The 24,474-nt window shown below is 67.4% G+C and carries 22 protein-coding genes and 7 pseudogenes; 11 read left to right on the plus strand and 18 right to left on the minus strand.

What is annotated here, in order from left to right:
- Positions 1 to 330: 330 nt before the first annotated feature.
- Both ACFYZZ_RS26275 and ACFYZZ_RS26280 read left to right on the plus strand, forming a co-directional pair.
- Complete coding sequence (locus ACFYZZ_RS26275; RefSeq protein WP_389180519.1) at positions 331 to 828, plus strand: hypothetical protein; 498 nt, start codon at positions 331 to 333, stop codon at positions 826 to 828.
- Between the two features lie 912 nt (positions 829 to 1,740).
- Positions 1,741 to 2,856 carry an FAD-dependent oxidoreductase gene (locus ACFYZZ_RS26280; protein WP_389180522.1) on the plus strand — a complete coding sequence of 372 codons (1,116 nt, stop codon included), beginning with the start codon at positions 1,741 to 1,743 and terminating at the stop codon, positions 2,854 to 2,856.
- Positions 2,857 to 3,602: 746 nt separating this feature from the next.
- On the opposite strand, the gene ACFYZZ_RS26285 is transcribed toward ACFYZZ_RS26280, so the two are convergent.
- Positions 3,603 to 3,884, minus strand: a complete 282-nt coding sequence (locus tag ACFYZZ_RS26285; RefSeq protein ID WP_389180525.1) for a hypothetical protein — start codon at positions 3,882 to 3,884, stop codon at positions 3,603 to 3,605.
- Positions 3,885 to 3,963: 79 nt separating this feature from the next.
- On the opposite strand from ACFYZZ_RS26285, the pseudogene ACFYZZ_RS26290 reads away from it, so the two are divergent.
- Positions 3,964 to 4,413 (plus strand): annotated as a pseudogene (locus tag ACFYZZ_RS26290) (carboxymuconolactone decarboxylase family protein).
- Between the two features lie 103 nt (positions 4,414 to 4,516).
- Here the strand turns inward: ACFYZZ_RS26290 and ACFYZZ_RS26295 are convergent.
- A complete protein-coding gene (locus ACFYZZ_RS26295) occupies positions 4,517 to 5,743 on the minus strand; it encodes a PP2C family protein-serine/threonine phosphatase (RefSeq protein ID WP_389180975.1) in 1,227 nt (408 codons plus the stop codon).
- A 237-nt stretch (positions 5,744 to 5,980) separates the two neighbouring features.
- On the opposite strand from ACFYZZ_RS26295, the pseudogene ACFYZZ_RS26300 reads away from it, so the two are divergent.
- Positions 5,981 to 6,235 (plus strand): annotated as a pseudogene (locus ACFYZZ_RS26300) (hypothetical protein); the annotation flags it as partial.
- Positions 6,236 to 6,358: 123 nt separating this feature from the next.
- On the opposite strand, the gene ACFYZZ_RS26305 reads toward ACFYZZ_RS26300, so the two are convergent.
- The 6 genes from ACFYZZ_RS26305 to ACFYZZ_RS26330 all read right to left on the minus strand — a co-directional run bounded on the left by ACFYZZ_RS26305 (position 6,359) and on the right by ACFYZZ_RS26330 (position 12,535).
- A complete protein-coding gene (locus ACFYZZ_RS26305) occupies positions 6,359 to 7,690 on the minus strand; it encodes a cytochrome P450 (RefSeq protein WP_389180528.1) in 1,332 nt (443 codons plus the stop codon).
- A gap of 50 nt (positions 7,691 to 7,740) precedes the next feature.
- Positions 7,741 to 8,844, minus strand: a complete 1,104-nt coding sequence (locus ACFYZZ_RS26310) for a multidrug MFS transporter (RefSeq protein ID WP_389180532.1) — start codon at positions 8,842 to 8,844, stop codon at positions 7,741 to 7,743.
- A gap of 500 nt (positions 8,845 to 9,344) precedes the next feature.
- Positions 9,345 to 10,115, minus strand: a complete 771-nt coding sequence (locus ACFYZZ_RS26315) for a transposase family protein (protein WP_389180535.1) — start codon at positions 10,113 to 10,115, stop codon at positions 9,345 to 9,347.
- A gap of 40 nt (positions 10,116 to 10,155) precedes the next feature.
- On the minus strand, positions 10,156 to 10,737 hold the full coding sequence (locus ACFYZZ_RS26320) for a GNAT family N-acetyltransferase (RefSeq protein WP_389180538.1): 582 nt from the start codon (positions 10,735 to 10,737) through the stop codon (positions 10,156 to 10,158).
- Between the two features lie 1,039 nt (positions 10,738 to 11,776).
- A complete protein-coding gene (locus ACFYZZ_RS26325) occupies positions 11,777 to 11,968 on the minus strand; it encodes a hypothetical protein (RefSeq protein ID WP_389180541.1) in 192 nt (63 codons plus the stop codon).
- A 159-nt stretch (positions 11,969 to 12,127) separates the two neighbouring features.
- The gene (locus ACFYZZ_RS26330; RefSeq protein WP_389180544.1) at positions 12,128 to 12,535 is read right to left on the minus strand and encodes a hypothetical protein; all 408 of its coding nucleotides are present in this window, start codon (positions 12,533 to 12,535) and stop codon (positions 12,128 to 12,130) included.
- A gap of 126 nt (positions 12,536 to 12,661) precedes the next feature.
- Between ACFYZZ_RS26330 and ACFYZZ_RS26335 the strand changes: the two genes are divergently transcribed.
- A complete protein-coding gene (locus ACFYZZ_RS26335; RefSeq protein ID WP_389180547.1) occupies positions 12,662 to 13,009 on the plus strand; it encodes a hypothetical protein in 348 nt (115 codons plus the stop codon).
- A gap of 75 nt (positions 13,010 to 13,084) precedes the next feature.
- On the opposite strand, the gene ACFYZZ_RS26340 is transcribed toward ACFYZZ_RS26335, so the two are convergent.
- Entirely contained in the window at positions 13,085 to 13,636 is a 552-nt protein-coding gene (locus tag ACFYZZ_RS26340) for a GNAT family N-acetyltransferase (protein WP_389180550.1), read from the minus strand.
- A 342-nt stretch (positions 13,637 to 13,978) separates the two neighbouring features.
- Here ACFYZZ_RS26340 and ACFYZZ_RS26345 point away from each other — a divergent pair, with 342 nt between their 5' ends.
- Positions 13,979 to 15,250 (plus strand): hypothetical protein, encoded by a 1,272-nt coding sequence (locus ACFYZZ_RS26345; protein WP_389180553.1) that lies wholly within the window; start codon positions 13,979 to 13,981, stop codon positions 15,248 to 15,250.
- Between the two features lie 351 nt (positions 15,251 to 15,601).
- Here ACFYZZ_RS26345 and ACFYZZ_RS26350 read toward each other — a convergent pair whose 3' ends face one another.
- The 6 genes and pseudogenes from ACFYZZ_RS26350 to ACFYZZ_RS26375 all read right to left on the minus strand — a co-directional run.
- Complete coding sequence (locus ACFYZZ_RS26350; RefSeq protein WP_389180556.1) at positions 15,602 to 15,832, minus strand: hypothetical protein; 231 nt, start codon at positions 15,830 to 15,832, stop codon at positions 15,602 to 15,604.
- A 449-nt stretch (positions 15,833 to 16,281) separates the two neighbouring features.
- Positions 16,282 to 17,394 carry an FAD-dependent oxidoreductase gene (locus ACFYZZ_RS26355; protein ID WP_389180558.1) on the minus strand — a complete coding sequence of 371 codons (1,113 nt, stop codon included), beginning with the start codon at positions 17,392 to 17,394 and terminating at the stop codon, positions 16,282 to 16,284.
- Positions 17,391 to 17,843, minus strand: a complete 453-nt coding sequence (locus tag ACFYZZ_RS26360; protein ID WP_389180561.1) for a hypothetical protein — start codon at positions 17,841 to 17,843, stop codon at positions 17,391 to 17,393. The genes ACFYZZ_RS26355 and ACFYZZ_RS26360 overlap by 4 nt, the downstream gene beginning before the upstream one ends.
- A gap of 56 nt (positions 17,844 to 17,899) precedes the next feature.
- Positions 17,900 to 18,502, minus strand: coding sequence for a Clp protease N-terminal domain-containing protein (locus tag ACFYZZ_RS26365; RefSeq protein ID WP_389180978.1), 603 nt, complete (start codon positions 18,500 to 18,502; stop codon positions 17,900 to 17,902).
- Positions 18,496 to 18,652: pseudogene (locus ACFYZZ_RS26370) on the minus strand (Clp protease N-terminal domain-containing protein); the annotation flags it as partial. The pseudogene ACFYZZ_RS26370 and the gene ACFYZZ_RS26365, both read right to left, overlap by 7 nt.
- A 65-nt stretch (positions 18,653 to 18,717) precedes the next feature.
- Positions 18,718 to 18,871 (minus strand): annotated as a pseudogene (locus tag ACFYZZ_RS26375) (Clp protease N-terminal domain-containing protein); the annotation flags it as partial.
- A gap of 68 nt (positions 18,872 to 18,939) precedes the next feature.
- Here ACFYZZ_RS26375 and ACFYZZ_RS26380 point away from each other — a divergent pair.
- A complete protein-coding gene (locus ACFYZZ_RS26380) occupies positions 18,940 to 19,299 on the plus strand; it encodes an excisionase (protein WP_389180564.1) in 360 nt (119 codons plus the stop codon).
- Positions 19,300 to 19,767: 468 nt separating this feature from the next.
- On the opposite strand, the gene ACFYZZ_RS26385 is transcribed toward ACFYZZ_RS26380, so the two are convergent.
- The gene (locus ACFYZZ_RS26385) at positions 19,768 to 20,067 is read right to left on the minus strand and encodes a hypothetical protein (protein ID WP_389180567.1); all 300 of its coding nucleotides are present in this window, start codon (positions 20,065 to 20,067) and stop codon (positions 19,768 to 19,770) included.
- 88 nt (positions 20,068 to 20,155) lie between these two features.
- Between ACFYZZ_RS26385 and ACFYZZ_RS26390 the strand changes: the two are divergent.
- Positions 20,156 to 20,511: pseudogene (locus tag ACFYZZ_RS26390) on the plus strand (transposase family protein); the annotation flags it as partial.
- Positions 20,512 to 20,811: 300 nt separating this feature from the next.
- Positions 20,812 to 21,267: a hypothetical protein gene (locus tag ACFYZZ_RS26395; protein ID WP_389180570.1), complete on the plus strand. Its 456-nt coding sequence runs from the start codon at positions 20,812 to 20,814 to the stop codon at positions 21,265 to 21,267.
- Between the two features lie 16 nt (positions 21,268 to 21,283).
- Here ACFYZZ_RS26395 and ACFYZZ_RS26400 read toward each other — a convergent pair.
- Positions 21,284 to 21,618 (minus strand): annotated as a pseudogene (locus tag ACFYZZ_RS26400) (transposase); the annotation flags it as partial.
- A 145-nt stretch (positions 21,619 to 21,763) separates the two neighbouring features.
- On the opposite strand from ACFYZZ_RS26400, the gene ACFYZZ_RS26405 reads away from it, so the two are divergent.
- Entirely contained in the window at positions 21,764 to 22,561 is a 798-nt protein-coding gene (locus ACFYZZ_RS26405) for a transglutaminase domain-containing protein (protein WP_389180980.1), read from the plus strand.
- 305 nt (positions 22,562 to 22,866) lie between these two features.
- Positions 22,867 to 23,250: a hypothetical protein gene (locus ACFYZZ_RS26410; RefSeq protein WP_389180983.1), complete on the plus strand. Its 384-nt coding sequence runs from the start codon at positions 22,867 to 22,869 to the stop codon at positions 23,248 to 23,250.
- A 123-nt stretch (positions 23,251 to 23,373) separates the two neighbouring features.
- Here the strand turns inward: ACFYZZ_RS26410 and sigJ are convergent.
- Positions 23,374 to 24,334 (minus strand): annotated as a pseudogene (sigJ, locus tag ACFYZZ_RS26415) (RNA polymerase sigma factor SigJ).
- Positions 24,335 to 24,474 lie beyond the last annotated feature (140 nt).

Genomic DNA, 24,474 nt, shown 5'->3' on the forward strand with positions numbered 1-24,474 from the left:
GGACGGCCGGGCGATCACCGTACAGGGGTTCACGGTCACCGCGCGGAACGCGCCCTACGACATCAGCGACCATGGGCGCGCTTCACCGACCCGTACGAGGCCAATGCCGTCGCACTCCTGGCCGTTGCCGTCGCCGTCGAAGGATTGAGCGCCAGGAGACGGCTGCCCCGCTGATCGTACGCCGGCGCGCACATGAATCAGATCAGTCCCAGTCGGACGACGGGCTGTTGAGGCTCCTTGAAAACGGCTCTGGCCGCGCTTGCGTGAACGCCCCTGTATGTTCTTGCGGACTCGCGGAGGGCGAGTCGTCGGAGGTTCAAAGGAGTGATCGTGGCTGATGAGCGGCTTGAGGCCGAGTGGGTCCGCGGCTGGTGCGAGCAGGCGGACGCGGCAGTCACGGAACTGATGCGGTCGTTTGAGGCGCGGCATGGCTTCCCGCCCGGCAGGAACGTGGTCGGGCTCGCAACGCCTGCGAGTCACAAGGCGACTGGTGCCCTCGTGGAACTGACGCCGATCCCTTCGGACCTGACCACGATGTACTGGGTGATTGACGAGGTCTCCCTGCCCGATGTCGACAGCGGCTGCTTCGTCCACCCGGCCTCCACGGTCGCACGTCATTTCCGTGAGTACGGGGCCATCGAGATCGAAGGGGAAGAGCCTGCCTTGGTGTTCGCCAGCGACGGGGGTGGCCACTTGTTCGCGCTGGCAGGCTCCGGGCGAGTTTGGAGGTCCGCCACCGCTTCGTGGCTCGCTCAGTTCGACCTTGCTGCCGCCGGACTGAAGGAGTTCTTCGAAGGGTTGGCTCAACGGATCAGCCAACAGCGATGACCGGCAGTCAGGAGAGGGCCGGATCACGGCAGGATGAGGACCCGTGCCCGAAGGAGGCGGAACGAGGCTCGCCCGTACATGGCTCTTTTGATCGTTTTCACCCGGTTGACGTGGCCCTCACCGACTCCTACCGCCTCGCCACCAGCCGCGCCCGAGCCGAACAGCAAGCAGCCAGTTGACCGCTTGATCTCAGGGCTGACGCCGCCTACCGTCGGACGGTCACTCGTCTTCCCATCTGGAAGTGTCCATGCCTCGCCGACCACCGGGCGAGATCGGAACCGAGCGGCTCCGCCGCAGGAGCGCCAGAAGCCCACAGGACATCCCTGGTTTGTCCGCTGCGACGAACCGGCAGATCGCACAGTTCGAGGTTCAGTGCCGGTTGCCTTCCGGGCACGTCGCCCACGCCTTCCGGGCATGGGCTCTGGCGCTTCACTCATGGCCGAACCACGGGCCCAATCACGGGTGCGGAACCACCGTCTGGAGGGACAGGCACGCCCGAACACTGCTGCAAGGCGCGGCCTCGGCCATGAATCGCAAGGCACGCCGTGAACTACTCGGAGCGGTCGCACCCCTCGACGAGCGCTTCATGGCACGAACATTGCCAGATCCGTTCTCGCCATCCACAGATCCCTGGTGGAAGCGCCGCCTCGCGGAGTGACCCCTCTCGACGATTCGGTCACACAGGCTGCCAAAGCTGCCAGAGCCTTGAAAGCGGCCACCGCCGCTCGCCGTGCCCACTTGGTTACGGGCTCAACCAGGGGGGTGTCCACCTGACAGCCAGCTGATGTTGGGTGTCGGTGCCATGTCGGAGCACTGTCGGTCGGATGTCGGTGGCTCGTCGGCGGGGGCTGGCACTTTTCCAGAGACGGCCGGCCGGAGCTCACCGGGCGGCCCGATACCGAAGGAGCCACCATGCACACCCCAGTCACGATCATCGGCGCCGGACTCGGCGGACTCACGCTGGCCCGCGTCCTGCACGTTCACGGAATCCCGGTCACGGTCTACGAAGCGGAGTCCTCCCCCTCGGCGCGCGCGCAGGGCGGATTGCTCGACATCCACGACTACAACGGGCAGCTCGCACTCAAGGCGGCCGGGCTGATGGACGAGTTCCACGCCATCGTTCTGGAGGGTCGCCAGGCTATGCGGGTCCTCGATCGGGACGGGACTGTCCTGCTCGACCAAGCCGACGACGGCACGGGCGGACGCCCCGAGGTGCCGCGCGGCGACTTGCGCAAGGTCCTGCTCGACTCACTCCCGGCGGGCATCGTGAGGTGGGGGCACAAGGTCAGCCGCACCCGTGCCCTCGGCGAGGGTCGCCACGAGGTGACGTTCGCCGACGGCGGCACCGTCGTCACCAGCATGCTGGTCGGCGCGGACGGCGCGTGGTCACGGGTCCGGCCGCTGCTGTCCACCGCCACACCCGAGTACATCGGTAAATCGGTCGTCGAGACCTACCTGTTCGACGCCGACACACGGCACCCGGCCGCCGCGACAGCGGTTGGCGGCGGGATGATGATTGCGCCTTCTCCGGGCAGGGAGATCTTCGCTCACCGGGAGAAGGGCGACACGCTGCACGCCTACGTGGGGCTGTCCGAGCCGCAGGACTGGTTCGCCGCCATCGATTTCGCCGATGCCGCCACGGCCACCGCGCGGATCGCGCAGGAATTCGACGGCTGGGCGCCGGAGCTGACCGCGCTGATCACCGACAGCGACGTCGCGCCGGTCCTGCGCCCCCTCTACGCTCTGCCGACCGGGCACCGGTGGGACCGGGTGCCGGGGGTGACCCTGCTCGGCGATGCCGCCCACCTCGCGGCTCCCAACGGCGAAGGCGCCAACCTGGCCATGCTCGACGGCGCCGAACTCGGTGAAGCCCTCGCCGCGCACCCCGACGACATCGAGACGGCGCTCACCGAGTACGAGCAGGCCATGTTCCCCCGCAGCGCCGAGACCGACGAGATGCCCGGGATCGACTCTGCCGACAACACAGCCCACGGCCTGATCAACATGTTCACCGAGAAGGGCGATTGAGCCACTCAAGCCCCCAACTGATGCCCTCCTTACAGGCCTCCCGCCCTCCCGCTCTCCCGGCCGCCTGAGCGCCCGAGCGCCCGAGCGCCTGCAGGATCTCAAGAAACCATCGCTTTCTGCGGATGGTCCTGCGAGGCCGTCCGGGCCCCGCAGGGGCTCCTCGAACCCCTTCCGCACCCTCGAAGGCCGGGCGGATCCGCTTCGCCGACGTCAGCCACGTCCCTGAGCGGGGAACAAGAGCAGATCTGGGGCAACGGAGCCGATCGGGGGTGGGGAAATTCATGGCTCTGTCCGCAGTTCCGTCATCGGGTTCGAGGACCTGGACTACGTGGTCAACGTGCTTTTCGACGACTTCTGCAGCGCGGACGACCCGGCTCCGTGGCTGGGCAAGAGCCTACGGACCGACGAGGAAGTCACGCTCATCAAAGAGATGGGCACGGCCTACTCGGCAGTGCAGGAATCCGTGGGCCGCGGCGCCCCGGATGAGGCTTATCTCGATCATCCGGGGTGGGGCATCGTGATCACCATCGCGGCCAGACTGGCTCAGGTGATGGTGACCAATGACCTTCAAGGTAGGTCCAGAGAGATCGAACAAGGACCCACCATGAGCATCACGGAACTGCTGCCAGAGCCAAATTCAGGAATCCTCATCATCATCGGCGGCCATCCGCAGAGAGAGCCACACTTGGTGGAGCCCACCCTTCTCCATCGGCCGATCGCAGACACTGGATCCACTCGGCAGCGACTCACACAGGATCCAGCAGGTCCATGGACGCGAGCCTGGGCGGGTCGATCACGACCGCAATATCGGCGATCCGGCCGTCGGTGACGGTGAACGCGATGACCGAGAGCGGGGAACCGTCTTCGCGCCAGGACATGATCCCGGGAAGGCCGTTGACGAGTACCGCTCGTCCCCGGGCGGCTGCACCGGCGGACAGCTGCGCGCCGGCGGCGACCTGGGTGGCGCCTAGGGTGACGATCACGCCGTCGGGGGTGTCGACGGTCAGCCTCACCTCGGGGTCGAGCACGCGCAGCAGCCCTTCGAAGTCGCCGTGAGGTGATGACGTGCCCGGACAAGCACAGTTAACCGGTGAAGGGGCAAGACCGATGGAAGCACGCATGAAGAGTTCGGCGCATCCCGACGTGATCACCGCGATTCAGCACCTCATCAAGGGGATTCACGCCAGTGGCGTCGACCCGCTCCTGCTGGACCTGGTTCACCTGCGGGCCAGCCAGATCAACGGCTGCAGCCCGTGCGTCTTTGCCGGTGTCGCGACGGCGAAGAAGCACGGAGAGACCGAGGAGCGACTGCACAACGTGGTCACGTGACGCGAGACGTCCTTCTTCACCGATGAGGAGCGGGCGGCGCTCGCGCTGACCGAGGCCGCCACCCGGATCCAGGACGGCGCACCGGGCGTGACCGACGAAGTCTGGGACGCCGTCACCGACCGCTTCCGCGAGCAGCAGCTGTCCGCGATCATTTTGGAGACCGCGACGACCAATTTCTTCAACCGGATCAACCGCACCATCCGGGAGCAGGCCGGTAAGACCTGGTGAGCTGAGGAGCGGCATCTGCCGAGGGTCGGCGACGGGGTCCGTTCACCTCTACGCCGACGTTCGGCGAGCGACGGAGCACAGCGAGGTAGGGCGCAATGCCGTGTCACCAGAGCTGTGGGCGCCACTCGAAGAGCAGGATGGTCACGTCGTCCCGCAGTTGGTTGCGCTGGTAATCGAGGATGGCGTGGATGAGTAGCCGCAGCACCTCGGCCGGGCGCTGGCCGGCGGCGTTGGAGCGGATGATGAAGTCAGTGAACCGGTCCAGGCCGAACTCCGCACCGTCCGCGTCGCGCGCCTCTACGACACCGTCGGTGTAGAGCAGGACGCAATCGCCCGGTTCCAGTGTCGTCTCGTGGACCTGCCGGGCTGCTGGGGCGAGCATCCCGGCCAGGCCGATCGGTGGCTGTGGTGGACTGTCCAGCGCCCCGTCGAGCACCCGCTCGCCACGGATCACCAGCGGTGGGGGGTGACCGCAATTGGCCCAGCGCAGTACTCCGGTCTCTGCATCGAGCCGACACAGCACGCCGGTGCAGAAGTGGTCGGGCAGCCATTGGGCGAGCGCCTGGTCGACGGCGCTGACGACGTCGGCCAGGTCGCCACCGCCGCGGCGGGCGTTGCGCGCCGCGGCCATGGCGACCGACGTGGTCAGGCCGGCGGTCAGATCGTGCCCCATTCCGTCGAGGATCATGGTGTGCAGGATGTTCTTGACCACCGAGTGGTCGAAGGCGTCGCCGGCGATGTCGTACGCCGGTTCCAGGACTGCGGTCGAGACGCACCTGGTGCTGCCGATGGTGTGGGGTGGCAGGAACGCCCGCAGCATCTCGGCGGGCAACTGCATGCTCGCGGTGCGGGTGCGGGCGGCGAGCCAGTCGCTGTAGGCGCGCTTGGAGGTGATCAGCATGGCGAACAGATGAGCGAGCATCCGGGTGCGGCGCATCCGTATCCCGTCGAGCGAAGCGGTCCGCACCTCCAGCACGCCCAGCCGCTCCGCACCGTCGATCAGCGGCATCCAGACGATCAAGCCGTCGTCGGCCTCGGCCACCCGCGGGGAGACCGTTCGGTACGCCCAGCCGGCCGACGAGCGGTTCACCGGCAGCGGATCCAGGGCCTCGTCGAGCGGGATGAGCAGCCGTTGTTGCAGGTCGACGAGGTAGACCAGCGCGGCGCCCAGGCCAAGGGCCGAGGCGCACCGGTTCGCCAGGGTGGGCAGGTCGACTGGCAGGGCAGTCTGCGCCTCGATGATCAGCTCTTCCAGCCGATTCTCGTCGACGGCAGTGTCGGGACCGGAGGACGTGTGCGGTGGGTCCGACACAGGGATCACCCCTTCCATGCCCAGTCTCACACCGATCCCGTCCGCTCTCACGTCAGGTACGGCGGCGGCCGGGGCGAGAGCGGCGGCCAGGGTGGCCGGCTCAGCTCGATCGACCGGGCACACCTCATGCGCCATGCACTCGATCAGCCGATCCTCTTCGCCCCGTGGAAAGGAATCGGACTCCATATCGGTGGTAGCCGTCAGCCGGTGGTGAGCTGCTTCGGCGCGCGGGCCCGGGCATTCAGGCGGAGGAACTACTCCAGCTCGCACTGGATCCGTCTTAGGACCACGAACCCGATCGAGTGCACCTTCGCCGCCGTCCGGTTGCGGACCGAGGCCATCCCCGGCGCCGGCTCCCGTACCGCCGCCCTCACCATGGTCTTCAAGCTCGTCGAGTCGGCCCAGCGGCGGTGGCGAGCCGTGAACGCACCCCGCCTCGTCGCCCTCGTCCGCGCCGGAGCCCGCTTGAAGCGTGGTCTCTTCTGGCACGGCTGCCACTTGAGCGCCTGAGTACACACGAAGCGACCCCCGCTGCCCGGACCAGTCGGTCAGCGGGGGTCGCTTGGTTGTTTCTGGCCGGCGTCGTCGAAGAGAGCAACTGCGCCGCGGTTGTGGACGGTCGGCGACGGGCTGTCACCGCGTGCGCGGCTCGGCGTGCATCAGCAGCGGGCCTGGAGTGAGCGTGGTGAAGGCGCGTGGGCGGACGGTGTGGGGCGGCTCCGGACGCAGGCGCCAGCGGGGCAGGATGGTTGCCAGGGTCAGGTGGACTTCGGCGAGGCTGAAAGCGTTGCCGATGCACTTGTGCGGGCCCGCGCCGAAGGGCAGGAAGGCGGTGCCGGTACCGGCGTACGACAGCTCTGCCTCGGGCCGGTCCGGATCGAAGTCGTCCGGGCGGGGGTGGTGGCCGGGTGCGTGGTGGAGGGCGTAGGGACTGAAGAAGACGTAGGCGCCCTCCGGTATGCGGTGTCCGCCGAGTTGAGCGTCGGTTGCGGCACGGCGTGGGATGAGCCAGGCCGGTGGGTACAGGCGCAGGGCCTCGGCGACGACCCGGCGCAGGAGGCCGAGACGGGGCAGGTCGGCCAGGGCGGGGGGCTTGTCGCCGAGTTCGTGGCGGAGTTCGGTGTGGAGGCGTTGGTCGACGTCGGGGTGCGCGCCCAGCAGGTGCAGGGTCCAGGCGAGGAGAGCAGCGTTGGTGTCGGTGCCCGCGAGGAGGAGGGTCATGACCTCGTCGTGGATCTGCTGTTGGGACAGGGGCTGGCCAGTGTGTTCGTCTCGGGCTGCGAAAAGCGCGGTCAGCAGGTCGGGGCTGGGAGTGGGGTCGTTCCTGCGATCGTCTATGAGTTGCGTCACCAGGGCGTGCAATCGGCGCACGGCGGTGGTGTAGGCGCGGTTTTCGCGGGTGGGCAGTGCGTGGAGCCAGCTGATGGGCAGCGCAGCGCGCTTGCCAACGCCGGCAAAGGCGACTGGCAGGTGCGTGGTGATCTCGTGGACCGCGTCGTCGGGCAGGCGTACCGAGTACAGACAGCGGGTCAGGGCGGTGGCGGCGATCCGGTACATCTCCTGGTCGACGCGCAGGCGCTGGCCGTGGCGCCAAGCGGTGCTGCGTTCCTCGGCGACAGCGGTCATGATCTGGGCATAGTGCTCCATGCGGTGGGGATGGAACAGCGGCTGGAGCGTGCGGCGCTGTCGCATGTGCGTTTCGCCCTCGCTCGTACCCAGGCCGTTGCCCGCCAGGACACGCACGGTCTCATACAGCGGGCTGCCGGCCTTGGTGAACTCCCGGTTCCGTACGACGAGCAGCTCGTGGACCAACCTGGGCTCGTTGACCAGGTATCCCGGGATCGGGCCCAGCCGAAGGGCGACCAGGTCGGCCTGTCCGCGCAGGGAGTCGAGGAACCGCAGCGGACGGAAACGCAGTTGCCAGGCATGTCCGAGCAGAGGGAGACCCCCGGGGGCAGTGGCCAACGTAGCGGGGCGGTCCCGGGGCTCGGTATCAGTGGTGGAAGGCGCGGCAGTCATCGTCGAAATGCCCTTTCTGTGCATCGTTCACTGGGTACGCCGCCGAGCTGGGATGCTGCGCTGTCGGTTGTCCGAGCGGCTACGCACGGCCCTGCGGCGCGCTGTCGTGCACGTATGGCGGTGCCGTGGGATCCGCCCACGCGGCGATCTGGTAGCGGGTCGAGCTGCACCGACGAGATCCAGTTGCGCATGTTGTACAAACACGACCGCACCGCCTCCCGTTCCAACTCCGGGAGCCGCTCGGCCAACAGACACACACCCTGCTCGGCACGCTCGAAGTCCCGCACCCGCGCCCGCAGACACGCCGCCAGCAACCTGGCACCCTCCCGTAGGGAGACCCCGGCCTCGCGGGCCAGCAGGATGCCCAGGTTGTGGACATCGCGGACTGCGGCCTCCTTGGCCATCGAGTGCAGGTCGTTGAACCATGCCGCGAACTCCTGGCATGCCCACCCTGCCTCCTGGTACGGCTCGCTGAGCCGAACCGTTTCCGGCAGTACCCGGTCCGCGGCGAGCTCGAGGCAGTCCAACCACACACCCATGCCGAACGTGTGCCGACGCAAGGACAGGTACTCCGTCACGCTGGGGATCCGGCCGCTGGTGCGGTTGTGGAACTCGCGGCCATATGCGGCGATGGTCCGGCGGAAGTGACTGGCGAACCGCTCCGCCCAGCCTGATCCCAGACGCTCCTGGAGGCGCAGAACACAGTCTGCGAAACCAGCGACCAGCGGCTCGTCGTGACCCGTGTGACGGTCCGGCGCCCGCAGCGTTTCTCCGAGAGCGTGCTGCAAGGCATACCAGGCCGTGGTCCGCCCATGCACTGCGTCGCGGTCGTGCCGGTCGTCCCACGCGAAGAACCACACACTGAAGTCGTTGATCGCGCACAGGGCCGACAGCGGCGCCCCGACGTAGTACCCGGTGATCAGGTCGGTATAGCGCAATCCGTCAAGGTGGGCGCGGGCCGTGTCGGCTGTCATGATCCCCCGCTCAACTGCCCACTGATATGTATGGTTGCGGACGTGGTCGTATTCGGGGTGCCGGTTGAGGGGAAACGGCACTTGGATCTCAGGGACCTCGATCGTGGATGACCTCTGTGCTGACATCGAGCGCGTCCTTTCCCTGTCGTCCGCCCAAGGACAGGCGACGCGTCCAACGTGCGGGACACGGCCTGACGAACACCATCACCCGCTGCAGCGACCCCGAAAGGTGCCGTACACAGCGCACAGGCGCACGCGAAGGGCACCGCGTGCGACCCGACGCCTTCGTCCAGGAACCGGATCCGTCTGTGATTACGCCCTGAGACCTCGCGTGAGCGGGAGGTGGAACGCCTGCTGGGCCTCGGTGCGTAGCGGACCCCGAGCTCGGCGCGGCCAGCAAGGTCGAACGCTTCAACCGCACAATGCGTCGCTGTCCGCCGGCGCCGCTGTCGTCGGTCCTCCACGTCCAGGCGGACGCGGGCAACGAGTGGCCCAACTACAGCTGGAGCGAAACCCTCCTCGGAAGCAAGGTCGAGCGAGGCGAAACCCAGATGGGTGTACTCGGAAAAGGGTATTGCACAAGGCTGCGCTTGGGCAGGTCAGGGCCGGTGAACGGGGCTGTCTGCTCATGAGGCAAGGGCGAGGTTGTGCATGTGGGCGACGGCCTGGACCGCGTGATGAAGCCCGTCGCCGCGCTGGCGGCAGTCGCGGAGGATCTTGTAGCTCTTCATCCGGCCGATGACGTGTTCCACGCGGGCACGGACCCTGCGGTGCTCGGCATTGTCGTCCTCCTCGCCCTTCAGCAGAGCTCGCCCGGGGCGTTTGCGGTGCGGCACCGCCATCCCGCAGTTGAGATACGCGCCGTCACCGAGCACCGTCACGCCCTGACAGTGCTCGCTGAGCCCGGAAGCACACCAAGCATGCGCGACTGCCATGGTTCCCGGCACCGGACGGGCTGCCGCGATCACCAGCCGCGTGTCCGCGTCCACGACGACCTGCACATTCACGAAGAACCGGTAGTTGCGACTGGAGGCAGCCACACCCCGGTCGCGGACCGGGATGAGGGTGCCGTCCACGATCCAAATCCGTTCCGGGGCATCGGCCGGGCGGGAAACGGGCTCCCGCGCGAGCAACGGTCCCAGCCGCTGGATGACCCGGCAGACCCTGGAGGAGGAGACGCCGAACAACGGGCCCAGCTGCCGCATGGTCAGGTTCGTGCGGTAGTACACCGCGACCATCAGCACCCGCTCGGCCAGCGGCAAGGACCACGGCCGGCCCCGCAGCGTCCCGTTGCCGCCCCGCTCCCGCACCACCCTCAACAGACCCGAAAACTGCGCCATCCGCAGCCCCGTGAACGTCTCCACCCACACCCGCTCAGCACGTAACACCGCGGCCATACAAGGAAGATGCCCAGCTCACTGCCTTGTGCAACACCCTTTAAGGGCGCGCGTCGCCGATCGCGTCCGGACGCATGGTGTAGGCCGTGCGCAGCGCTGCGGGGGTCCGGTACAGCACGCACTGGCGCAGCGGCCCTTCGGGCACGCTTGGATCCTCGAAGTCGTCGGCCGGGTCGCGGGTCATGCCGATGCGGCGCATCACCGCCTGGGAACGAAGGTTGTTGACGGTTGTCGACGCAACCACTTCCGGTAGCCCGAGTGCCTCGAAGCCGAAAGCCAGGCAGGCCACGGCAGCCTCGGTGGCGTACCCGTGACCCCACGCCGAACGCGCCAGCCGCCAACCGATGTCCACCCCCGTGAAGGGCATGTCCTCGCCCACCTCGTCCAAGCCGACACGGCCGATGAACTCGCCGGACTCCCGTGCTTCCAGCGCCCACCACCCAAAGCCTCGCCCATCGAACTCGGCCTGCATCCCTGCCACCGTGGCATCGCTTTGCTCACGGGTCAGCAACTCCCCCAGGTATTCCCGGACTTCGGGATCGGCGTTCATCGCCGCCCACGGTGCAAGGTCGGACTCCCGCCACCGACGGAGGAGCAGACGGTCAGTACGCAGTTCGGGCATGCGGCCCAGCCAACCCGATAAAGATCGGGGTGTCGATCGGTTATGTCGAGTCGCTTGCCGGCTTCCTGGCGACCGTCCAGGAGCGGACTCTCTCCACCGACTGGTCATCCTCCGCCACGACACAGCCTCCCGCCTTGTCAATTCAAATCGAGCGGACAACCTGGCCATGACAGCCGAAGTGACACCCAAACTCATCGACCGTGGCCCCGCGCAGTGCCGCGGGCTACGCCTCGCTGCCGGTGACATCACGTGGGGTCGAGCGGCGCCTGGCCGACACAGTGCCCGTTGGAGGCGGCGATCTGCTGGAGCAAGTGGAGCATCCTGCCGACGTGCGCCCGGGATCAATCGGCACTCGGTCATCGCGGATCGGCCCACGCTCGCCGGACTTGCCAGCACCTGTTACCTGACCCACGTGGAGGCCCCCAGCACTCGCCTCGCGTATCTCACGCCACGCGGGGCGTGGTTCGAGAAGGCTCATCGCCGGGCGTCTTCTGCTGACGCCGAGGCCGCGTTGCATGCCGTGAACGAGCTGAGTGAGGACGACACCAGGGCTCTGCTGGAGAACACGCTCGGACAATGGGCAAGGTCTGCTGAATGGGCAACTCTCAGCCGAGCCAGGTCCCGGCACGGAGACTGGCCCCGGACGGTGATGTGTTCGAGGGACCGGCACTTGACTGCGCCAGGACAGCCGGGGCGCGCCGAGCGTACGGGTCGGTGCCGCGCGGCACCGAGAACTGCCGGCAAGAGCGACCGGAGCACGGTCGCTCCCGCCGAGGGCAACAGTCCTCGTCCGGCTGCATGATCGCCATGAGCAGCTCGGCATTGCCGCCGGGCCCGATGCGGGCGCCGAGCTGCACGCGCCGGGGCTGCCGTGCCTTGCCACCTCGCGGGAACCGGTACGGCTCCACCGTGACGCGATTCCCACTGCACCGGCTGCGCTGGATAGCGAAGCGGGAAATGTTCAAGGACGTACGGCGATTGAGACCCCGAACCGCGCTGCTGCGCCGGTCGGGGCCTCATAACGGCTGCGGGCCGGGTGTTATCGCTTGAGCTTGTCCAGGTCCATGACCTCGCTGGCCGACGGGGGCGTGACGGTCACAGGCTCATTGAACGCCGAGAACTCGTGCGAGCCGGGCTCCTTGCCGCCCACACCCGTCACCCTGAGCACGTAGGGCTCTCCCTCAGCAGATACGAAGAGCGTCTGTGTCTCGGCGCCGCCTTCCTTCCCCATGAGCGTCACGGCGCGCGAGCCGTCCCGGTCGCGGCGGTACCGGCCGGTCGGGGTGGCGCGTCTCCAGATTGACGTCGGTGAAGGTCCCGCTGGGGTTGGTGTCCTGATCCGTTCCTGGAGCCGACGGCTGGGAGGCCGAGGTGGATCGGCTCTCGCTGCTCAATCCGGTGCGTGGTATGTGCGAAAGTCGAAGAAGCGCAGACCGTCGTTCACTGCTCCAGACTTGATCTCCTGCAAGGTCCAGGGGTGGGCGGAATAGTCGTCGGTCGCCACGCCTGCGTGCTCAAGCAGCAGCTCGACCAGTTGGCGAACCTCTGCGGTGCCGTCGATCCGTCCGGAGATGTCGATCTGCACTGCCCAGGTGGGGTGATGTCCGACGGCCGCTTCGAGGACCGCCACGTCGTCGGGATCCCAGTCGGAGAATAGATAGCCAGCCTGCTCATCGTGGATCTCGATGTAGAGGTTGCCTTCCACGGTCCAGGGGTCGCGTTGCCTAGGCAGGTGCCGATCGAGCAATGCGACGGTCTCAGCCCGCTCACCTGCGGGGAACACGAACACACTGCGCATGGGTTGGAGCATAGGCGGTGCAGCTTCTCAGCGACCACGGATACTCCGTGGACGTCGATCAACTTGCCTTCGTGCGTTGCTGGTTGAAGCACTAGGCGGAGCGGGCAACCCGAGGTCGACGGTTGCGTGGCCGGCGGGACGGCGGTCGAGTTGGGCAAGCTTCTCCTCCGCACCCGCGAGACCGACCTGGAGTCCTTCGGCTTCGCCCAGCCGGCCTTCGCGCCTGGCCTCAGCGATGCGGGCAACGAGGTTGTCGCGGAAGAACTGATCACCTGGGACATCAACGTCGACTCGACGAGCGTGCGGGCCCACCAGCACGCCGCCTGGGCGCGCAAAGGGGTGCCTTCAGAAGGAGCCGCCTGGCGGCATCGCCGTCGAGCCGCACGACAACGGCCTCGGACGCTCGCGCGCGGGGGGCTGTCCGCCACGTTGCACCCGGGCGTCGACCAGGGGCAGAGACCATGTCCATCGTGATCACCGCCGGGCAGCGCGGGAGTACGTCAAGCTCGCGGTCCGCTACGAGGCGACCGTCCTCGTCACGTCCATCAATTAATGGCTGTGACCAGCATCGTTGAGAGTGATCCAATAGCGACGCTTGACCCCGGTTTCAGTGCTGCGCACATCTTCGAGAACGCCGCCGTTGCTTTCGATGGTGCGCGCCGAGCCGACGTTGCCGTCGTCACAGGTGAGGAGGACCCGGTCCAGACCGAGCGCCGGCGCCTTGAGTAGAACCGCTCCCAGCGCCCACGAGGCCAGTCCGCGTCTCCTGGCAGAAGGCCGAACGCTGTAGCCGATGTGTCCGCCGCCTTCCAGCAGAAAGGCGTTCAGATAGTGCCGAAGGTCGATGGCTCCGAGGTATGTCTCGCCGTCGACGATCCACCAGTGGGTAGCGTGGACGCGTCCTTCCCCGACAGGCAGCGACCGGTCCGATTGCTCTCGCAGTCGCTCGACCCATGAGGCGAACCCTTCCGGGCTGTCGAGGTCGTCGTCACCGACCAGACGCAGGCCGGCCCCGTCCTGGTGAGCACCAGGCTGCCACTCGTCACGCGCCGTGAGCCATGAGGAATGCAACCGTCCCGTGGGTGCGACCAGTTCAGCCATGCGAGGGACCATAACACTCGCACCCCGTGTGTGATCAGGCACTTCTGCCAGATCGGGAGCCTGGCCCGTCGGATGGGGTGGGGTGCAGGTAAGCCGGATCGAGGCGAGATCGCCTCATTTCTCCGCGATTGCTCAAGCACTACTTTGATCCATTTTCGGCGCACGCCCTAGCTGTCGAGGGCGGCCGCGGCAGCTGAGCCAAGCAGACAGCGATGCGGCCTGCGGGCGCGGCTGAATTTTCACTTGTTCGTCGTCTCCAGGACGCCATTGATGCCATGTCACGCTCCCCGGGGATCCAGTTCACTGGAGCGCCCCCCTCAACCGAACCTGAAAGAGGGACGCATGTCGAGACGCATGGTGAAGCGCGGGCTGGTCACGCTCGTCGCCGTCGGCCTTGTCTCTTCCGTAATGTCGACCACCACGGCTTCGGCGGCCGGCACCCCGCTGACGCTGGCCGTGTTCGGCGACTCGCCGTACGGCAAGTCGGCCTACGCGCCCGCGGGGCAGAGCGCCGACACCTCGCAGTTCCAGAAGACCCCGGCGTTCATCGGCACCATCAACAGCGACCCGACGATCAGCGACGTCATCCACGTGGGAGACATCCACTCGGGCAAGGAGTTCTGCACCGACGGCTACGACGCCTCGATCGCGTCCGCGTGGCAGACCTTCAGCAAGCCGGTCGTCTACACGCCGGGCGACAACGAGTGGGCCGACTGCCACAAGGCGTCGAGTCTCACGTCGCCCGGTCAGGGCGGCGGCTTCTACGACTCGGCCTCCGGCGCGATCAACTACATCGGCACGAACGGGCTGTCGACCAACACGGCAGACTGCATCAGCTACCACTGCGGCAACCCGCTCGACAACCTCGCCGAAGTCCGGCAGGAATTCTTCGCGCAGCCCGGCCACACCCTCGGCAGCGGGACGCTGAGCGTGGTGTCCCAGGCCAGCGCCTACGACCCGAGCCACCCGGGCGACGCGCAGTACGTCGAGAACGTGAGGTGGGCGCAGAACGACATCGTCTTCGTGACCATCAACGTGCCAGGCGGCTCGAACAACGACACCGACCCCTGGTACAAGGTGCCGACCGCGACTCAGGCGCAGACCGACGAGCGCACCAACCGGACCGCGGCCGACGTCCGCTGGCTCGATGCCGCCTTCGCCGACGCGCAGGCCAAGCACGCCAAGGCCGTGGTGATCACGGCACAGGCCGACATGTGGGACCTCGATGGCAAGACCAAGAGCCACCTGACGAACTACGAGCCGGTCATCAGCGAGGTCGCGGCGAAGACGACCGAGTTCGGCCGTCCGGTGCTGATGCTCAACGGCGACTCGCACCTGTACCGTTCGGACAACCCGCTGTCGCCTACGGCCACGTGCACCGGTGAGACGGACCCGGCCACCGGCGCCGGCGTGTGCGCCCACGACCCGGACAACAACGCGTGGAACGAGCACCCGTACTACAACGTCCCGAACTTCCACCGGATCGTCGTGCACGGCAGCACCGCCCCGCTGGAATGGCTGAAACTGACCGCGGACCCGAACGCCAACCACCCCGTCACCGACACAACCTATGGCCCGTTCAGCTGGCAGCGGATGCCACAGCCGCAGCTGTAGTGCCGCTGAGCGCACACAACCGGCCACGGTGTCCCCAGGTACTCCTGGCCGGTCGTGTCCCCGGAGCGTTGCTGCGGCGCGCCGCAAACACCCTCGAAGTCGGTGCAGCGCACCGCCTTCCTTGATGTGCAGCGCTCTGCGGCGGGTTGTTGCGCGACTCGTGGCAGGAGTTGCTGATGCGGGCGTATCCCGTGGTGGTGGCGTCTGGGCAGAGGTAATGGACGTAATGTGGCGATGCTTCTCGTCCTCCAGCCAGGTGTCCTGGGCGTGCTGGAGCACGAATGGCTGCGTGGCCGGGACGGTAGCGCCGGCCGCGAACTCCCTGCGCGGATCCGCACGATCGCCCTCAGGTCAGGCAACGCTCTTCTTCCGCCGGCGTCCGGTGCGGGCCAGGGCGTCGACGAGCTGCCCACGGCTCATCTTCGACCGGCCAGGAACGTCCTGCTGGGTCGCCCGCTCATCCAGCTCCGCCTTGCTCAGCTCCTGCAGCTCGCTCCTGCCCGTACTGCGGCCACGGGCCCGCACCGATGCCGCGCCGGCCTTCACCCCGACACAGCCGGCCGTGCCGCACCGGACACGCACCGCCGGCGCGGTCGGAGCCCGCCTCCTCCCCTAGGCAGACGAAAATGGACGGGTTCCTGGATTTGTGGCGGGGGCAGAGCAGCGACCCGCTGGACTTCCGAGTCCCTGAGTCGGCTTCTGCGCTGAGTTTCAGTGACTCCGCAGCGCTGCTGTGGAGCCCCAGATGCTGAGCAGTTGGGGCCTGTCTCGCCGATCTCAGTCATGAGCGGTCGAGCCAGCGGGTAGCCGCCTAGGATCTACCCCCGTGATTCCTGATCTGCTGTGCGCTGGTACTGGACTGCTCCGACCAGGCCACAGCCGAGCACGTAGGCCAGGCCGCAGTGCGCCTGGCCCTGCGCAAGCAGGGAAGGAGTGTCCCTTCGAAAGGCCGGCGGCCGCCCACGAGGGACCTGAACCGCGAGTGATCGCGCTGGCTGGGCGGTCTGTTGCCTGGTCGTATTCCGTTACATTCAGCCAGGTTGGAAGAACGCGAGCATTTTCCGGCCGGCGTTCGGCGACATCAGCATTTCCTGGATGCGCGCGGACTGCCGACCGGCAGCGCTGGTGCGTTCGAACATCTCGCGTTCGTATTCCTTGACGGCGGCGGGAAAGTCGTCCGGGTGCGCGGCCAGCGCGAGGCCGAGCAGGGCGCCGTCGAGCAGCGCCATGTTGGCGCCCTGCCCCACTGGCGGCATCAGGTGCGCGGCGTCGCCGAGCAGTGTGACGCCTGGTCTCGACGGCCAGGTCAGGCCGACCGGGAGCGTGGTGATCGACCGTGGCAGGACCGTGTCGTCGCAGGCTGCGATCAGTGCGGTGAAACGTGAGTCCCAGCCGGTGAACAGGTCGATCAGCCGCGCCCGGGCCGCAGCTGGGTCGCCGAACGGAATCCCACTGGTCGCGAACCAGTCCTCGGCGGTGTTGAAACTGAGGTAAATGCGTACGCGGCCGTCGCCGTTGCGCTGCGCCGACAGGGATTGTCCGTTGCCGAGCACCCAGTAGTTGCCGCGCCCCACCATCGCCGCGAGGTCGGGGTGGGTGCGGTCGATGTCGGGAATGCCGAGCTCAACGACGTTTTGGCCGGTGTGCGCTGGTCGGGCGTCGGTGAGCAGCGCGCGGACCCGGGAGTCCGCGCCGTCGGCGCCGACCAGCAGGTCATATGTCGCACTGCTGCCGTCTGCGAAGTGCAGCAGGCCATTGTCGGCGGATTCGAACGCGTGCCCCCAGCGCACCGCGTGTTCGGGGAGAGAGTCCAGCAGCAGGTTGCGCAGATCGGCACGGTCGACCTCGGGTCGCTCGAGCGGGGCGTCGTCGGGCGTGTCCTCCTGGAGCAGCAAGGTGCCGTCCGGCTCCAGAAGGCGTAGGTCCTGGCCTTCACGACGGGCCATCGCGTGGAACTGGTCGATCAGGCCGGCTTCGCGCATCGCTCGCTGCCCGGTCCCGGAGTGCAGATCAAGCATGCCGCCCTGACCGCGCGCGCCACGCGATGATTCACGTTCGTACACGATGGCGTCGATGCCGTTCACGTGCAGCACACGGGCAAGGGCCAGGCCGCCCAAACCGGCTCCGACGATGGTGATGGTCACGGTTGCCTCCGATTCACCGTATTGCCTGCTTGCTTGCCTGCTTGCGGGAGATCGACCCGTGGTGCGCGCGGGCCGCCACCGACGGGGCGCCGAGCGGCGATCCCAGGCTCGCTGATCGCCTCGGCCGGGAACTTTGTCAGCTGGCCAGCCTCGGCCGGCTCGGCGACCAGTTCGTTCAGGCGGGCGGCGAGCCACCCGGCAAACCGGCGGGAGTTGGCGAACACGATCGTCGACCGAAGTTCGCCGACCAGCGCGAGAATCCGCTGCTCGACATCCGGCCAGAGGGACGATCGCCGCTCCGGTCCCGCCTCCGGGGCGGACATCCCGCCGGTGCTCTCCCCGAGCGTGGCCATGTCCGCGAACGGGACTTCCACCCGCAGCCGGACCGATTCCCGGTTCGTCGGCCGCACGATCTCGACCGGCTGCTCGCCGACGAGGAAGGCGCTCATCACGCCCCCGTCCTCGCCTGTCCCACCGACAGGTTCCGGCCCGCTGATCAGCCGGTTCACCGACGGAGCCGGGGCGCGAGCACCGTGCGCACAGCCTTGGCCACCTTGCTCGCGGCGGATCCGTCCCCTTCTTCGGGTTCCGGTTCGAGCATGCGCTGGAGCTGCCCCAGCAGTTGGTTGGTCGACCGCCAGAGCGGGACGAACATGCCAGCGACCGGTCCGACGCCCTGGATCGGTCCGTCGGACAGCTCGGTGACCTTCTTGGCGATCGTGACCGTTGTCGGGTCCCGAAGGATCAGGTGCACCTCATCGTCGACCAGCCGGATCTCCATCTTGCGCGCGGCGGCTTCCTCCGGGTTCGCGTCCGTGGTCGTCTCCGGATCCAGTTCGTCGATCTTGGCAGCGACCGCGTCCGGGTCGACCCCGAGTTCGCGCAGCACCCTGGCCGCCATGCTGTTCTCCGCCCGCAGCATCGCCTCCAGCAGGTGATGGCTGCCGACCGGTGCGCCACCGGCCAGCGCGCTGGCGGTGGAAACAGTGTCCTCGGTGGCAGGTGTGCCGGCCGGCCATGGGCCGGCTGCGACATCCTGCGATCCCTCCAGTGCTGCCAGCACCGCGGCACGGATCTTGCCGATCGGATGGATACGCTCGGCGAGCACCTTCGCGCCGACGCCCTCACCTTCCCTGACGAGGGCGAGCAGGATGTGTTCCGTACCGATGTGGTTGTGGTGCAACTGCTGGGCCTCGCGCAGGGCGAGATCCAGCGTCTTTTTCGCGCGCGGCGCGAACGGGATATGGCCGCTCAGCTCCTCCGTGCCGGGCTTGACCACTGCAGCGATATCAGCCTGCGCAGCCTCCTTGTCGTACCCGAACTGGTGCAGAACTTTCGCCGCCGTGCTGTCCGGCGCGTCGAGCAGTCCCAACAGGATGTGCTCCGTGCCGATGTGGTCGTGCTTGAGCTGCCTCGCCTCCTCCTGGGCCGCGACGACCGCCTTGCGGGCTTTCACCGTGAACCTTTCAAAAGTCATGCTTCCATGGTCTCAACCCTGTCAATACACTGCCATTGATAGGGTCACCATGCTGAAGAGAGGGTGCGATGGAGACACCGTCGGACTGGGAGAACCGGCTCGCGCGCTGGCAGAGCGAGCTGGAGTTGTTCGAGCAGCTGGACGAGACACCCTGGGTCACGCTGGCCAAGGCGGAAGCGGAGACCGGCGTTTCCCGCTCGGCCCTGCGGGCCTGGTACCGCAACGGCGAGATCCGGTCCCGGCTGGTGGACGGCCCGAACGGGCCACAGCGCCTGGTCCAGCTGGACGCGGTGATCGAGCGCGCCGCCTCGTCACCGCGCATCCAGCGCAGGGCGGAACGGGAAGTCAGCCTGGAAGCCCAGGTCACTCTGCTACGACACCGGGTTGACCAACTTGAGCTGCGGCTGGCCGCGCTGGAGCGGAAGTGACCGGCGCGAGCAACACCGAGCCTGCGGCTCGGAACGGTGCCACCGACGCCGGATCCGCGCGCTCGTCCACGACCAGGGTGTATGTGTATGGCCAGTCCAGCGGCGCCCAGTGGGGTAACGGTGGCCCACGGGCAGGCACCTTGAATCTGCTTCGGTAGCGGTGACAACACCGCCCGCAGCACAATGGCCCCGCGGGGGGCATCTATCCCCTGCAGCCCGCGGAGTGCGCCGGCCTGATCGCCGACATTCTGTTGTTCACCGTGCCGATGTCTTCCAACAACTTCATCGAGGAGCTGCATAAAGCCGGCATGAATGCCGAGTGGGTCCTGGCCGCAGGCGCCGACATGGCGCCCCTCCAGCCCATCGTGGCGATCTACGGACATGGAGCCTTTTCAACTGGGTTGAACCTCGCCCTGCCCAGGCCCCGTTCTGCCCGGCCCCTGCAGGCCTTCTCGTCCGGGACCCCGTTCAGCGCACGGTCACGCCACGCATTGCGAAACGCAGTTCCTCGAACAGGTCACGCAGCTCGCTCGGCATACGGGGCGCCACGACCGCGCCCACCTCCAGCAGGAGCCGGACGCCGACCCGGAACTCCTTGTCGCCGGTGGGCTCGTCCAGCATCCTCGCCACCTCGACCAACGGAACGGCGATGGAGACCTCGACCTCGTCCGGGAGGCTGTCGAGGTAGACGTCGTCCTCGGTGAGCACGAGATCCACGATGCGGCGGGCGGCTTCCCTGACGAACTGTGAACCAGTATCGAACGGCACGGTCACCCCATGTCAGTCAGTACGCCCTCTTCCAACCTACCAAGATCGCTCGTCAGTTGTGCTGACAGGGGGGTGAAGCTTCGAAGCGGCGGTGCGGGCCGCCTCGACGAAGGCTTTCGTCCTACTGGACGGCACCCTGCTGCCGCCATTCGACCGCATAGCTGCCGACAAGCTCTTCCACTCTGGGAAACACAATAGGCACGCCGACAAGGCCTACCGCGGTGCCGGGGGCACGGTTCGAACTCCATACTGGGGCAGGTGGGAGACGCTGTCCGTAGGCCAGCAGGCAGTCAACCAGCCCACGCAAAGATCCGCGCCTTCGCCGAGCGGGCCGTTGCCACCCTCAAGACCTGGCGGCATCTGCGAAAGCTCCGCTGTTCGACCACCCGGATCCGCAACATCGTCTGTGCCGTATTCCCCCTGCATATGGCCAGCTCAGACTGAGAGTGGAAAAGGCTCGTGGCCGCCGCGTCGTGATGGCCCGTGCGGAAGTCGAGCGGCTGCTGCCAGAACTCACCGGCCTTGGCACGACCCGCTCGATCCCGGCGAAGCGCACGCAGACCTTGACGTCCGCGCCCTGCTGCAAGCTCAACCAGTGGTAGCCGACCATCCCGACCAGTGATGAGTGCGCGCACCGGAGTCGGCAGCCCGGCCGCCGGCACGCGCTCGGAACCACCAGTGCCAGGGGTGTCGGACAATTGATCTTGCTGTGGCAAGCTTCCTCGTCGGGAAGGAGAAGCGTTGATGCGGCTGGAGCGTGGAGCGACTGGGTTCTGGAGTCACGGCGACGAACCGGTTTCGGTGACAGACCTAACGCTCTGTCGTAGCGTCTGCTGGGAAGCGGCAAGACGGATCGGTGGCCGTGTCAGCGAGCTGGCCTTTCCCGGGGCGTCCAGCTTCCACGCGCTCACCATCACCTGCCGCGCGGAGGAGTACGTCGTTCTGTGCCACGCGCACCTGCCGGTTATCGCCTTCGCCAACGCACATCCTGTTCCAGGACAGCCGCTGTCAGGCTTCGTGGACCCGCCGCCGTGGGTGAACTACCTCGGGGTTGCCGGTTTCCGCTGTCTGTCCGTTGAGGATCTGAGGACACCGATGGCCAAAGTGGATGTGACCAAGCTGGCGGAGACAGAGCTCACTCAGATCCGCTACTGGCGCCCCGCAGTGTTGAGCGACCTGCTGTTCAACTGGTGGGACTGAAGACCGAGGTCTCGTCGCAGCATCCGATGATGTTGCGGGCCTTGGTACTGCTCAGCATCGAACAACGGCGGCCGAACCGTCGGCTGCCCCGCGTCGCTGCCGGCCGGCGCCCAGACCGGCCCGGCGCCCCGGAATACACCTATACGCCCATACGCCTTCTCCGCTATGACACTCTCCGGTCTGCGGCGAGACCTCCAGGCCGCAGCACAGCGTCAAGGGCCATGTCGAACACCGTTGATTCGTCGACGTTGCCCGGCGTGACGACGACACCAAAGGCAGCCCTCGGCCGTCAACCGCGAGGTGGCCCTTCGTGGTCAGCACGGCGACAGAGCAGCGAGCAGGCGCGGACAATCAGCCGTGCGCGGCTATGACCCGTCCGGTCGATCTTGCCGAGTCAGGCCGGCAGAGCAGAGCTTCACCATAGTTGAACGCGTTCAAATCTCCTGTCATGATACGTCCTGCCACCTGGAGGATGCTGGGCGAGAGGATCACGGTCATGACGAGCTCGCTTCTCACGCCGCGAGGCCGTGTCCGCCTACGCACGGCCGACAGGGGAACTGCTGCGGGGAGCACGGCCCCGACACGGATTCTCGACTGGCAGCATCCGAGTGTTTCCTCATTGCTCCGACGGATCGACATCCCGGCGGATTCGAGGGACGCCTCAGATCCCGCCCACCGCATAGCAGCCCTGCGTCAGGCTCACCGATGGATCGCCGCAGTTGTGCAGCCGGTGTACTCGGTTCAGGACGAGCGGCCCGTGTCGGAGGTGCTTCGCCGCCGCCGCGGCTCGTGCAGCCAGCGGCTGGCGGTACTGGAGTCCGCGGCAAGGGCATCCGGGGTGGCCACGCGGGTGCGTGGCCTGCTGGTGGACGGGCGGTTCTGGTATCCGCGCTTCCCCCGGTTCCATCGGATCGTCCCGCACCAAGTTGTGCTCGCATGGCCGGAGTTCCGCCTTGACGGGCTGTCACTGACCAACCACCTCACCGCACCCTGGTTGACAGTCTCGGAACTCTTCGGTGGTCTCAACGAGCTGAGCGAAGGCAGCAGTGGTGGCTTCACCAACGCCGGCGCGGAGACGCTCTTCGAGGCGTTGTCCAGGACAGCGATCGACTGGGACGGTACGACGGTCTGCCCGGCCGCCGGCGCCGCGTGCGATCTCTCGGCCTACGTCCTGGCTGACCTCGGCCACTTCGACTCGCGTGACGAACTTTTCGCCCAGCACGGCCAGACCCTGTGCGGGATGGCGAGACTGCTGGCCGAGCCCATCCTGAGTCGCCGTTCGGCGAGCGCCTAGGCCGCGTCCTACAGGCCTGCCCACATGGCGACGGCCCGGTCGACGGCCGCCCGTACCAGCTCCACGGTAATTCGCTGCTAGGTGCACGTTGGGCACAGGCCTGCGCACTTGGGTAGCCCCGAGGCCGCGCGCACCCCCTGTCTGCCGGTCAGATCCGCCCCGTCCTCGACGGCATGGCGCGCTCTGTGCGATCGCCTGCTGCGCTGCTCGGCCTTACTTTCGCTGTTCCTCCTACGGTAGGGAGAGATACGAGAGGTGAAGGGGCGAAGAACGTGACGACGTGGGGGCTGGTCATCGAGACGACCATGGGCGCTGGGGACCGCAAACACACCGAGGCAAACGTGGTGGCTCACATCACCGGACCGCGTGAGGAGGCACTCGCAGAGCTGGAACGGCGGGCGCGGAGCTACTCACCCGAGCACCCAAGAAGCCCCAAGCGCCGTCGGCTCCTGCGACAGAACGATGGGTTCCTGCTCGTCATCGACGGGGCGTGGCAGTCGTTTGTCACTCGGTTCACGGTGGCCGAGCTGCTGGAGGACTCTGATGCGCCCACCGTCCCGGAACCTGAGGCGCAGGCGTCGACCGTGCCTGTTGTTCCACCGGCCGAGGCGGTGGAACAACAAGTCGAGCGGTATGCGGACGGGGTGCCCATCAAGCCGGCGTGGCTGGGGCGCGACGACCTGCCATGAGTACCCGACCAGTATGGTTCCGATACCCCGAAGCCGGGGTGGCGGGGTTCACGACTCCAGCTGCCATCGAACCTTGACCGGTTGTCGCTGAACCTGACCACCGTCGCCGAACCGTGAGGACGGTCACGACAGTTGCCATGGGTGGAGCTTGTCCGGGTTGCGCACCGCCCAGATGTGCGTGATCCGGTCGTCGTCGGAAACCTAGAACGCGAACACCGTCTCGATGCGGCCTTCGGACTCGATCGCCAGGCCCGGCCGCCCGTTGACCGTGCGTTCGAGGATCGTGCGGGGCGGCGCGAACCGGGCAATTGTCAGGTAGACGTGGGCGATCTGCTGTGCGCCCTCAATCGGCAACAGGCGGGCGATGGCGCGGCCACCGCCGTCGGAGATCGCGGTGGCGCCGGGGTCGAGCAGGCTGAGCAGGGCCTCGATGTCCTGCGCCTCCCAGGCCGCCTTGAACCGCCGGACGACGCTCGCCTGCCGGGTCGTGTTCGGGCTCACCTCGGCCCGGGCGGCGGCGACGCGGCGGCGCTCCGAGGACGCCGGACGCCAGTTGACGGCACGCCGCAGGGCTGCGGCCGACGATCTCGGCCACCTCGGGGAACGGGTAGCGAAAGACGTCGTGCAGCACGGACGCGACGCGCTCGGCCGGGGTCATCGACTCGAACACGATCAGGAAGGCCATGGTCACCGACTCGTCAAGGGTGATCCGGTCTGCCGGGTCCACGCCGGCACCGCCCGCCGACCCGGTGATCCACTCGGTGGGGTCGGGCAGCGGCTCCGGGATCCATTCGCCGACGTAGGTCTCCCGCCGGGTGCGTGCCGAGCCGAGCAGGTTCAGGCAGATGCGGCCGGCCACCTTCGTCAGCCATGCGCCAGGCGACTCGATTGCCTCCTGCTGCGTCGGGGACATCGCGTACCAGCGGGTGTAGGTCTCCTGGACGACGTCGTCTGCGTCGGTCAAGGACCCGAGCATCCGGTAGGCGAGATTGGGCAGCTGCCGCCGCTCGCTCATGATCGTGCTCCGGCCCGGGTCGCCCTGCTCGTCTGCCTGCCGCTGTGTCTGCTCCGACGGGGTGGTCATGGCTCTCCGGCTCCCTCGTTCACGTTCCTTCTCCCTCACGACGAATCAGAGCGCCGGAATGTGCGTTCGGCGGCTCGCCTCACAATCGGCAGGGCTGCGTTGTCGGACTGGTGAAGAGGAGCACACCATCCACAGGACAG

This window comes from Streptomyces sp. NPDC001816 (genome assembly GCF_042892235.1).
GTDB lineage: Bacteria > Actinomycetota > Actinomycetes > Streptomycetales > Streptomycetaceae > Streptomyces.